Source organism: Streptomyces albidochromogenes, assembly GCF_005981925.1.
Classification (GTDB): Bacteria; Actinomycetota; Actinomycetes; order Streptomycetales; family Streptomycetaceae; genus Streptomyces; species Streptomyces albidochromogenes.
In genome coordinates, this window is sequence record NZ_VBVX01000234.1 from 1 (window position 1) to 11,099 (window position 11,099).

Sequence of the window (11,099 nt, forward strand, 5' to 3'; positions counted from 1 at the left end):
GCTAGTCTCGTGGGCTCGGAGATGGGTATAAGAGACAGGCCATGCACCTGCGGGCACCGAAGCTGCTGATTCCCGCCACCCCTGGCACGCCCCGGGCCCCCGGAAGGCCCTTGGCGCCCCGGGAAGGGGCTCGGGGACACGCGGCCCGGACGTGCCCGGAGCAGGCGGACACCGCGCGGTAGCGGCGTCCCGCGACCCGAGCGGCGGCTGCGGGCCGGCCAGGTCGACGGGCCGGCCGGTCGTCAGGCGCCGTACGCCTCTCCGGGCGCGGAGGCCGGAGTCTGCCGCCCCGGCGCGGGCGAGGGGCGCGGCAGGCTCGGGCCTCCGCCCCGGCGCCGCGAGGGGCGCGGCGCCTCGTCCGGTGTCAGGCGCGGATCAGGGTCAGGGCCTCGTCGCGGGTCTTCGTCATCGTGGGCTCGTCCCTGGCCTCGACGTTCAGGCGCAGCAGGGGTTCCGTGTTGGACGGGCGGAGGTTGAACCACCAGTCCGCCGCGGTGACCGTCAAACCGTCCAGTTCGTCGATCGTGATGCCGTCGCGGCCGGCGTACTCCGCCTTGACCGCCGCCATGCGGCCCGCCTGGTCGTCCACCGTGGAGTTGATCTCGCCGGAGCCCGTGTAGCGGTCGTACTCCGCGACGAGGCCGGACAGGGTGCCGTCCTGGCCGCCCAGGGCCGCGAGGACGTGGAGGGCGGCGAGCATGCCGGTGTCCGCGTTCCAGAAGTCCCGGAAGTAGTAGTGCGCCGAGTGCTCGCCGCCGAAGATCGCGCCGGTGCGCGCCATCTCCTCCTTGATGAAGGAGTGGCCGACGCGGGTGCGGACCGGCGTGCCGCCGTGTTCCCGTACGACCTCGGGGACCGACCAGGACGTGATCAGGTTGTGGATGACCGCGCCCTCACCCCCGTTGCGGGCCAGTTCGCGCGCGGCGACGAGCGCGGTGATCGCGGACGGGGAGATGCCCTCGCCGCGTTCGTCCACGACGAAGCAGCGGTCCGCGTCGCCGTCGAAGGCCAGGCCGAGGTCGGCGCCGGTTTCGCGGACCTTCGCCTGGAGGTCGACGAGGTTCTTGGGGTCGAGCGGGTTGGCCTCGTGGTTCGGGAAGGTGCCGTCCAGCTCGAAGTAGAGGGGCACCACGGTCAGCGGGAGGGGGGCGAAGACCGTGGGGACCGTGTGGCCGCCCATGCCGTTGCCCGCGTCGACCACGACCTTGAGGGGACGCATCGCGGACAGGTCGACCAGGGACAGCAGATGGGCCGCGTAGTCCTTCAACGTGTCACGTCGGGTGAGGGTTCCGGTCCGGCTCGTGGTGGGTGCGGCCGGCGTCGCCGACCACTCCTCGACCAGGGCGCGGATCTCCGCGAGCCCGGTGTCCTGCCCCACCGGGGCCGCGCCCGCCCGGCACATCTTGATGCCGTTGTACTGCGCGGGGTTGTGCGACGCCGTGAACATCGCGCCCGGCAGTCCCAGGTGCCCGGAGGCGAAGTACAGCTGGTCGGTGGAGCACAGGCCGATCTCCGTCACGTCCACCCCGCGCGCCGCCGCCCCGCGGGCGAACGCCCGGGAGAGACCGGGCGAGGAGGGCCGCATGTCGTGCCCGGTGACGATGGCGTCGGCGCCCGTCACCTGGGCGAAGGCGGCTCCGAACAGCTCGGCCAGCGACTCGTCCCACTGGTCGGGGACCACCCCGCGCACGTCGTACGCCTTGACGATCTGCGACAGATCAGCCCGCTCAGCAGCCACGGCCAGCCCCTCCTGAAGTCCTGTTGGTCGGCCCTGAGGCTACCCGCACGGACGAGAGGTGCGTCTGGGGCTTTCAGTCCGGGGAGCGCAGGACCCGCAGGTGGCCGCGGCGCGCGACCTCCATCGGGTCCGCGGTGCGTGCCCCGCCGCTCGCTTCCGCCGCGCGCTCGTGCGGCCTGGCGGCCTCACGCACGGCGTTGGCCAAGGCTTCGAGATCGTCACCGCTGGGGTGCGCGGGCGCGGAGCCGTCGACGAGCCGCAGGACCTCCCAGCCGCGCGGCGCGGTCAGCCGATCCGAATGCTCGGCGCACAGGTCGTAGCAGTGGGGCTCGGCATAGGTGGCGAGCGGGCCGAGGACTGCGGTCGAGTCCGCGTAGACGTACGTCAGTGTCGCGACGGCAGGGCGGCCGCACGCGGTGCGCGAACAGCGACGTACAGGGCTCACGAGGTTGGACGGTACCGCACTCTTGAGCGGGCCGCGACGACTCTCCCCCACGTCACTCCACCGTGTCGCGCGTCTCACCTCGCCCCGGCGGCCCCGTACGCAACTGGCCTGACCTGCGCGGGGACCGGCGGGCACAGTACGTCACCGGCCCGTTACCAGTCGCCACTTGGGGCAAATGCCGTCAAGCGATGCGAGATCGGCGGTCGCGTACCGGCGTGAATTCGAGCCCAACCTTGGCTGGAATGTTCAATATGCGACATGCCGCTCGCCGTCCCTCCGGCGCCGTGCCGCCGCCCCGATGAGGGCTACGCTGCGTCAGTGATGGACAGTCCCGTACCTCCCCTCCCCACCGGCCCGGGGCCGCGGCGCCGCGACCGGCACGGCCGCGGCATGCGCGGCCCGGTGGCACCGCCGCAGGTGCCCCTCTCGACCAGCAGGGCCGCGGCCTTCGGCGACCTCGTGCAGAACTCGGTCGAGCGCCTGGAGCGGCGGTGGCCGCAGCTCGCCGAGGTCGACTTCTTGGTGCTCGACGTGCCGCCCGCGGGCGGCGACGACTCCGACGGCTGGGGCTCCGAGTCCGTCCCGCTCGGCGGAATGATCGCCGCGACCAGCGCCCATCCGGCGCGCATCGTCATCTACCGGCGGCCCGTCGAGATCCGGACCAAGAGCCGGGACGAGCGGGCCATGTTCGTGCACGAGATCGTCGTGGAGCAGGTGGCGGAACTGCTCGGCCTGTCACCGGAGTCCGTCGACCCGCGGTACGGGGACGGGGAGGCGGACGGCTGACGCCGGTTCACCCCTGAGGGGGACGGGTCGCGCCCGACCCGTACCGCCCGGTCAGTCGTCCAGTACGGACAGGTCCTGTTCCGCATCCGGCACCGGGACCGTCCCGCGGTCGTCCGGCATCGTCTGCACGGTGAACATCGGGACACCGTCCTCGGGCAGTTCGAGCGAGCGCGACGCGTGGACCGGGCCGCCGGACACCGGTTCGACCGTCAGCGCGTACGAGCCCTTGAGTCCCGACGGCACCGGCGGCTTCGTCACCGCGAGCGTCGTGCCCGCCGCCACCTTGTACGTCTTGGTCACGGGCTCCCCGCCGCCGCTGCCCGCCGACGCGGTGACCTTCACCTCGGCCGCCTCGCCCGGCGCGGTCAGCGAGAGCACCGAGCCCTTGGCCCTGTTGTCGGCCGCCGTGGCCCGGCCGCCCACCTGCCCGGTCGCCGGAATGTACGCGACCTCCTGGGCGGCGCCCTTGCCGCGCACCACGCGCAGCGCGGCGACCACCGGGGTGGGGCTGTCCCGCTCGGCCGGACTCAGCAGCAGTGAGCCCGCCTCGCCCTTGGTGACGTCCGCCAGGTCGACGGCCATCGACATCCCGGCCTTGACGTGCAGGTTCTCGTGCCCGGCGGGGGTGATCGTGCCGGTGGGGCCGGCCAGCCGCACCGTGAGGTCGGCGTCCTCCTCGCCCGGCGCGAACACCACCAGGCGCACCGACGTCGCGTCCGCCGGGATGCCGGGCAGCACCGCGCTGCCGGACGCCTCGGCGGACGCGGCCAGCCAGTCGCTGCCGCCCTCCTCGTCCACGGCCTGGACGACGGCGCCGACGCGGCCGGTGCGGGTGGTGACGTGGACGGTCACGTTCTCGGCGCGGTCGGCGCTCAGCGTCGACAGCAGGACGGGGACGCTGGACCTGGCCGGGACCGTGATGCCCTCCCCCGCGTCCGACTCCAGGACGCCGTCCTTGCCGTACAGCTGGATGTCCGCGACGGCGGCGGTGTCGTCGGGGTTGGTGAGGTGTACGTAGTCCAGCCGGTCCTCGGCGGTGCTCGCGCCCGGGAACCAGAAGCTGGTGTCGGGCGGCGTGCAGCTGACGCCCAGCAGGCCCCGGCCCTGGCCGGCGGTGACCTTGGTGGTCTGCTGCGCGGTCCAGCCGGGGGCCAGCAGCCCGTCGGCCGAGCCGACGAGGGCGGGCGCCTCGGCGGTGTTCGCCTCGGCCGTCGCGGGCTTGCCCGGCTCCTTCAGGGAGAGGACCGGCTTGCTCGCGCCCTTGCCGGCGGCCTTGTCCTTGTCCTTCTTCTTGTCCTTGCCGTCGTCCTCGGCCGCCAAGGTCGCGGCGGTGGGGACGAGTTCGGCCGAGCCCGCCTTCGCGTCGGCGCCGCCCTTGCCTGCCGGGGTGAACGACGTGTACGCCGTCTCCGCCAGGTCGGACGAGCTGGGCGCCGGGCACAGCAGGCTGGAGCGCTCCACCGGCATCCGCGCCGGGGTCCGCGCGTCGGCGGCGGTCCCGGTCGCGGCGCCGTCCGGGGCGGAGACGGCGGCGAACCCGGTGACCGCGGCGAGGGCGGTGGCGGCGGCGATCAGGGAGAGGGTGGTGCGGTTCATCGGTTGTTGCTCCCGTCGGGATGCTGCTCGGGCTCGTTGCCGTCGGCGTAGGGCTGGGGCGGCTGCTGCTGTCCGTAGCCGTAGGGGTCGTACTGGCCCTCCTGGTACGGGTCGGCCGCCTGGTACGGGCCGCCGTCGCCGTACTGGCCTTCCGTGTACGGGCCCTCCTGGTACTGGCCTCCCTGGTACGGGTCGCCCTGGTACTGCCCGCCGTCGCCGTACTGGCCGGCCGCCCGGTACGGATCGGCCGGGTACTGCTCGCCGCCGTAGCCCTGCTGCTCCTCCTGGCCGCCGTACTGCTGCCGCGCGTACTCGGCGCCCGCGTACGACTGGGCGTCCCACTCGCCGTACTGCTGCTGCGGCACGGACGCGTACACGGCGGTCCCGTCCTGCTCCTCCGGCGGCCCGCCGTACGGGCCGGCCTCGGCCGGCGGGGCGGGGGGCCGCTCTCCGGCCTCCTCCTGCGCCTCCGCCCCGGAGGCGTCCGCCTGCGCCGCCGCGCGCAGCCTGCGCGCCCTGCGGCCCTCCCCCGCGACCGGCTGCGCGGGCACCTCGTACTCCTCCTCGGGCAGGTCGTCGTCGACCTCCCGGCGGCGGCCCGGCAGGGCCAGCACCACGAGGAGCAGCGCGAGGCCGACCTGGGTCCAGATCCACACGGTGTGAGTGACGGGGGCCTCGTAGGTGAGGTCGAGCCGGCCGCCCTCGGCGGGCAGTTCGAAGCCCTGCGCCCAGCCGTCGACGGTCTTCTTCGCCAGCACCCGGCCGTCGAGCGTGGCCTGCCAGCCCTCGGCCGCCGAGTCCGCGATGCGCAGGACGCGGCCCGCCTCGCCGGCGGGGATCGAGGCGTGCGCCTCGACCGGGCTGGACGCGACGGGCAGCGGCTCGCCGCCCTCCTTGCCGGAGACGATCGTGGCCCGCGCGACCTGGCGGTCGACGCGCCACAGCGCGCTGCCGTCGAGCTGGCTCAGCCGGCTCAGGCCGGGCGTCGAGTCGAGGACGCGGCTCATGGAGCGCGGCGCTCCGTCGCGTACGAGGACGTACCGGACGGCGTAGCCGCCGAGCTGGTCGGCCTGGTCGGCGCCGGAGCCCGCGACCAGGTTGGAGACGATCTTGTCGAGCCGCGGGCTGCTGCCGCCCGCCTCGGCGAGTTCGCCGTCGCCCAGGCGCGCACCGGAGCCGCGTACGAGCGTGTACGAGACCTTCGCGGCCGACGTGCCGCCGAGGACCAGGGTCCGGGCCTGGTCGCGGGTGCCGCTCTCCTCCGCGACGAACGCCGGCACCTGCACCGGGTCGCGGCGCTCCAGCGGTCCTGCGGCGCCGCCGATCATCCAGCCGGCGGCGGCGAGCAGCGGTCCGGCCGCGGCGGCGAAGGCGACCAGGACGGCGACGGGCTGGCGCCAGCCGAAGCTCTGGGTCGCGACGCGTTCGCGCGCGCCGTCCGCGCCGAGGACCGTGGCGCCGATGAGCGCGAGGCCGTAGACGAGGGTCGCCGGGCCGGCCCAGCCGCCTTCGGTGCTGTTGGTGAACACGGCGAAGAGGAGGGAGACGATCGCCACGACCCACGCCGTGCGGATGGAGTACGTCCGCTCGCCGCGCAGCAGGGCCGCCAGCGCCGTGAGGACGATGCCGATGAGCAGCAGCCCGCCCGCCGCCTTGGGGCCGCCGGGGCTCGTGCCGAGCAGGTCGAGTGCGCCGGCCGGGCCCGTACCGAAGTCGAGGCCCGCCTCGCGGAAGAAGGCGGAGGGGCTGGTGAGGAGCGTGAGCGACCAGGGGGCGAGCATCAGCACGGGGGTGCCGAGCGCGGCGAGGAAGCGCAGTCCGTACGCCGTGATGTCGCCGCGCCGCAGCGCGAGCACGCCGATGCCGAGCACCAGGGCGATCGGCCACACGACGGGCGTGAACGCCGTCGCGAGGGTCAGCAGGAGCGCGTACGCCCAGACGGCGCGCCAGCCGGAGCGTCCGCCCCCGGCGCGCAGCCCGCTCGCGGAGACGGCGCACCGGGCGATGAGGGGCAGCAGGACCGCGAGGACGGCCGTGCCGAGCCGCCCGGTGGCGAGGGCTCCGGTGGCGGCGGGCAGGAAGGCGTACGCGACGGCCGCCCAGGCGCGCAGCAGCCGGGACTCGACGAGCGGTCGTGAGACGAAGTACGCGGTGAGGCCGGCCAGCGGCACCGAGCAGACCAGCAGCACGGTGAGCGCGAGGCCGGTGGAGCCGAGGAAGAGGGCCGACAGGGCGGCGAGTACGGCGAGGTAGGGCGGCGCCGTCTGGGTGCCGCCGGTGCCGATCGGGTGCCAGACGTCGGCGTACCGCGACCAGAGGCCGGACACGTCGTCGGGTGCCGGCAGCAGCGCGCCGCCGGCGAGAGCACCGCCACCGAGCAGGCCGCGGCAGGCGACGAGCGACACGAGGAGGAGCAGGAGGAAGAGCACGGGGCCGGGCTTGCGGGCGATCCGCTTCAGCCGGGCGAACTGCTCGATCTCCATGTAGTCGGCGTCGTCGCCGCCGGGGCCGGACTCGACGACGCCGTGCCGCGAGCCGGCCGATTCGGGCTCGGAGCGGGAGCCGAAACCGGCCGCGATCTGCTCGACGGTGGCCCTGACGGTCGCGCCGGTCGGCGGGAAGAGCGGCCGCAGTTCGCCGGCTTCGACCTTCCCCTTTCCGCGCCGCTTCCTGGCGGCGAGGATCTTGCCGGGGCGCAGCAGGGTGCCCATCAGGCCGGTGACCTCGTCGACCGCCTGGCCGGGGACCTTGCCGACGAGGTAGGCGAGGGTGCGCAGCAGCGTGCCGAGGACGAGGCGCAGCATGACGTACGGCAGGGCGGCGCCCCGCGCGTTGACGAGCATCGCGTAGACGGCGCCCGCCTTGTCCACGCGGTGCGGGTTGGCGACGGAGCGTCCGGCGCAGTCGATGGGCCGGCGCTCGCGCGCGGACGCCTCGGCGTGCCGCAGTACGGCGTCGGGGGCGACCAGGACGCGGTGGCCGGCGGCGTGGGCGCGCCAGCACAGGTCGACGTCGTCGCGCATGAGGGGCAGCCTGCGGTCGAAGCCGCCGAGCTCTTCCCAGACGTCGCGGCGGATCAGCATGCCGGCGGTCGACACGGAGAGTACGGAGCGGACCTGGTCGTGCTGGCCCTGGTCCTGCTCGCGGCGGTCGAGGCCGGTCCAGCGGCGTCCGCTGTTGGCGATGGAGACGCCGACTTCGAGCAGCTGCTTCCGGTCGTACCAGCCGCGCAGTTTGGGGCCGATGATCGCGGCGTGCTCGTCGGAGTCGGCGACGCGCAGGAGTTCGGCGAGGGCGTCCGGCTCGGGGGCGCAGTCGTCGTGCAGCAGCCACAGCCACTGCACCGGTTCGCCGTGCGGGAGTTCGGGCATGTCGTACGCGTCGTCGCGCCACGACCTGCTCACCGGGTCCCAGCCGCTGGGGCGCTTGAGATAGGGAAGTTCCTCGGGTGTGAGGACCTGGGCGGTACGGACCGCCTCGTCGACGGCCGTTCCGAAACCGGAGCGGCGTGCCAGGTGCAGCACGCGGTCGGCTCCGATGGCCTCGGTGACGAGTTCGGCCGATTCGTCCGCGCTGCCGGTGTCGGCGGCGACGACGTTCTGTACGGGGCGTTCCTGCCCCAGGAGCCCGGCGAGCGCGTCGGGCAGCCAGCGCGCGCCGTCGTGGGAGACGAGCACGGCGGTGACGACATGCCGGGGGAACTCGGGAGCGGCCGCCGCGTACGGCGCCGACGTTTGGCTGTGCACGGACATCGGGGTACGGGCCCTCCGGCCGGGGTCCGGGGGTCGCCCCCCGGAAGGCTGCTGTCTGACTGCGTCGACGCGCGCGACCCTTGGGGGCGTTGATGCGTCTCGGACAGCGCCCCACACTAACGGCTGGGCAACGCGACGGTCCGCCGCCTGCGGCCTGGGGCCGGGCGACGGACCGGTTGATACGTGCGCGCTTGTGCCATTTGATCAGTAAGCGTCGAGCGCGACGGTCGGGGTGCGACCGGGTTCGGCGGTTCGCCGTCAGACGGCCGCCTTTTTCAGTCGTCGGCGTTCGCGCTCGGACAGGCCGCCCCAGATGCCGAACCGTTCGTCGTTGGAGAGCGCGTACTCAAGGCATTCCGAGCGGACTTCACAGGCGAGGCAGACCTTCTTGGCCTCGCGGGTGGATCCGCCCTTCTCGGGAAAGAAGGACTCGGGGTCGGTCTGTGCGCACAGGGCGCGCTCCTGCCAGCCGATTTCCTCGTCCGCGTCCTCGACCAGCAGTTGCTGGAACAGCTCGGTCATGTGCGCCCCTCGTCTGTCTTTTGCAGTCCCCGTGATGTAGTCGTTGCCGTTTTCGGCCGAACGACACGAGTGAAATTACAAGTGCGCGGATCCGAGGCAGTCAAGCCGAGATCTGCTATTGAGCCGGTTATTCACTCTGCGGAACCAAAGCTTTGCGGAAAGTGTTCAAATCGCCAAAATTGTGACACATGCCACCGGCTCATCCAGGAGCCCCTCGCCACGCCCTCATCAGGGTGAGATGCGGCGGGGTTTGATCTTGTTGCGGCCGGCTCGCGGAAGCGATCCGGATCACACTCCGGGTCGCGCGGAACGCTCCCGTCGCGCCGGTTTGCTCCGGTTGCGCCGATTGCTCCGGTCGCGACACCTCAAGGACGTTTGCTCGCACGGTTGCTGCGGCATGTGTCCGCACTCCCTGTTGCACAAACCTTTCTCCTGATCCATTAACCGGATGAGGTGAAACATTTCGACCAAACCGGTCACGAGGTTGACAGCGAGTGAGCAACCAGGTCTCCTTGAACGCATGCCGATGACCGCAGCGCTCGCCCGCACCCACACGCGTGGGTCCCGTGGCGCTGCCCAGGTCCGGTTCGGCGCTTCCCGCTCCTGTTGCTGTTGCTGTTGTTCCAGCTGTTGAAGCCTTCGCGCTCCAGCTGACTCTCCGTAGCGGACCGTTTCCGCCGCACCCGCTTTTGCGTTCGCGTTTCGCGACCACTCTTCCTGCGACACCCCAGCACTCATGCCGAGGAACCCCCGCACCATGAACAGCGACAGCGACCTCCAGATCGCCGGCGACATCCTCGCCGTCCAGCACCTCCTCCAGCCCGCCCGCGAGCACCCGGCCACCGTCGCCGAGTTCGCCGGCCTCGCCCGTTCCATCGCCGCCGATCGCGCGCAGTGGGAACACCTCGTCTCGTACGACGCCACCAGCCGCTGGTACCACCGGCTGCGTACCGGACCCGGTTACGAGGTCTGGCTGCTCAGCTGGGTGCCCGGTCAAGGCAGCGGCATGCATGATCACGGGCGTTCTTCCGGTGTTCTTACCGTCCTGTCGGGTGAGTTGACCGAGCACGCGGGCGAGGGGCGCGTCCGGCGCACCCTCGGGGCGGGCTCGCAGCGGGTGTTCGCGCCCGGGTACGCCCACGAGGTCGTCAACGACGCGCTGGAGCCGGCCGTCAGCCTGCACGTCTACTTCCCGGGCCTCACCGAGATGCCGATGCATTCGGCGCGGTGCGCGTCCCCGGCCGCCCAGGACGTCGTACCGGCCTGACAGACTGCTGTGCATGCGCATTGTGGTTCTGGCAGGCGGTATTGGCGGCGCTCGCTTCCTCCGCGGCCTCAAGTCGGCCGCGCCTGACGCGGACATCACCGTCATCGGCAACACCGGTGACGACATTCATCTGTTCGGGCTGAAGGTCTGCCCCGACCTCGACACCGTGATGTACACCCTCGGCGGTGGCATCAACGAGGAGCAGGGCTGGGGGCGTGCGGACGAGACCTTCCAGGTGAAGGGCGAGCTCGCGGCGTACGGCGTGGGGCCGGAGTGGTTCGGGCTCGGCGACCGCGACTTCGCGACGCACATCGTCCGTACCCAGATGCTCGGCGCGGGATATCCGCTGAGCGCGGTCACCGAGGCGCTGTGCGAGCGGTGGCAGCCGGGGGTGCGGCTGCTGCCCATGTCCGACGACCGCATCGAGACGCACGTCGCGGTGGACGTGGACGGTGAGCGCAAGGCCGTTCACTTCCAGGAGTACTGGGTGAAGATGCGCGCCTCGGTGGACGCGCAGGCCGTCGTGCCGGTGGGCGCGGAGCAGGCGAAGCCGGCGCCGGGGGTTCTGGAGGCCATCGGTTCGGCCGACGTGATCCTTTTCCCGCCGTCCAATCCGGTGGTGAGCGTCGGGACCATCCTCGCCGTGCCGGGCATCCGCGAGGCGATCGCCGACGCGGGGGTGCCGGTGGTGGGGCTCTCGCCCATCGTCGGCGACGCGCCCGTGCGGGGCATGGCCGACAAGGTGCTGGCCGCGGTGGGCGTCGAGTCCACGGCCGCTGCCGTCGCGCTGCACTACGGGTCGGGACTGCTCGACGGGTGGCTCGTGGACACCGTGGACGCGGGGGCGGTGGACGAGGTGGAGAGCGCGGGTGTGCGGTGCCGGGCGGTTCCGCTGATGATGACCGACCTGGAGGCCACGGCCACGATGGCCCGGGAGGCGCTGGCGCTGGCCGAGGAGGTACGGGCGTGAGGTCGGGGGGCGTGGGGTCGGGG

The 11,099-nt window shown here is 72.8% G+C and carries 8 protein-coding genes; 3 read left to right on the forward strand and 5 right to left on the reverse strand.

Going from position 1 to position 11,099, the window contains the following annotated elements; all coding sequences use genetic code 11:
- Positions 1-364: 364 nt before the first annotated feature.
- Positions 365-1,738, reverse strand: a complete 1,374-nt coding sequence (locus tag E2E34_RS25090; protein WP_425573460.1) for a phosphomannomutase/phosphoglucomutase — start codon at positions 1,736-1,738, stop codon at positions 365-367.
- Positions 1,739-1,811: 73 nt separating this feature from the next.
- Positions 1,812-2,183, reverse strand: coding sequence for a DUF3499 domain-containing protein (locus tag E2E34_RS25095; protein WP_208765330.1), 372 nt, complete (start codon positions 2,181-2,183; stop codon positions 1,812-1,814).
- Between the two features lie 321 nt (positions 2,184-2,504).
- Here E2E34_RS25095 and E2E34_RS25100 point away from each other — a divergent pair, with 321 nt between their 5' ends.
- Positions 2,505-2,969 (forward strand): metallopeptidase family protein, encoded by a 465-nt coding sequence (locus E2E34_RS25100; protein ID WP_138904193.1) that lies wholly within the window; start codon positions 2,505-2,507, stop codon positions 2,967-2,969.
- A gap of 51 nt (positions 2,970-3,020) precedes the next feature.
- Here E2E34_RS25100 and E2E34_RS25105 read toward each other — a convergent pair whose 3' ends face one another.
- The 3 genes from E2E34_RS25105 to E2E34_RS25115 form a co-directional block, all read right to left on the reverse strand.
- Positions 3,021-4,565, reverse strand: a complete 1,545-nt coding sequence (locus E2E34_RS25105) for a DUF5719 family protein (RefSeq protein WP_138904194.1) — start codon at positions 4,563-4,565, stop codon at positions 3,021-3,023.
- Entirely contained in the window at positions 4,562-8,317 is a 3,756-nt protein-coding gene (locus E2E34_RS25110) for a glycosyltransferase family 2 protein (protein WP_138904195.1), read from the reverse strand. Before E2E34_RS25110 ends, E2E34_RS25105 begins: the two co-directional genes overlap by 4 nt.
- A 258-nt stretch (positions 8,318-8,575) precedes the next feature.
- The gene (locus tag E2E34_RS25115; protein ID WP_028810740.1) at positions 8,576-8,839 is read right to left on the reverse strand and encodes a WhiB family transcriptional regulator; all 264 of its coding nucleotides are present in this window, start codon (positions 8,837-8,839) and stop codon (positions 8,576-8,578) included.
- A gap of 757 nt (positions 8,840-9,596) precedes the next feature.
- On the opposite strand from E2E34_RS25115, the gene E2E34_RS25120 reads away from it, so the two are divergent.
- Both E2E34_RS25120 and cofD read left to right on the forward strand, forming a co-directional pair.
- The gene (locus tag E2E34_RS25120) at positions 9,597-10,106 is read left to right on the forward strand and encodes a cysteine dioxygenase (RefSeq protein WP_138904196.1); all 510 of its coding nucleotides are present in this window, start codon (positions 9,597-9,599) and stop codon (positions 10,104-10,106) included.
- 13 nt (positions 10,107-10,119) lie between these two features.
- Positions 10,120-11,076 carry a 2-phospho-L-lactate transferase gene (gene cofD, locus E2E34_RS25125; protein WP_138904197.1) on the forward strand — a complete coding sequence of 319 codons (957 nt, stop codon included), beginning with the start codon at positions 10,120-10,122 and terminating at the stop codon, positions 11,074-11,076.
- Positions 11,077-11,099: the final 23 nt, after the last annotated feature.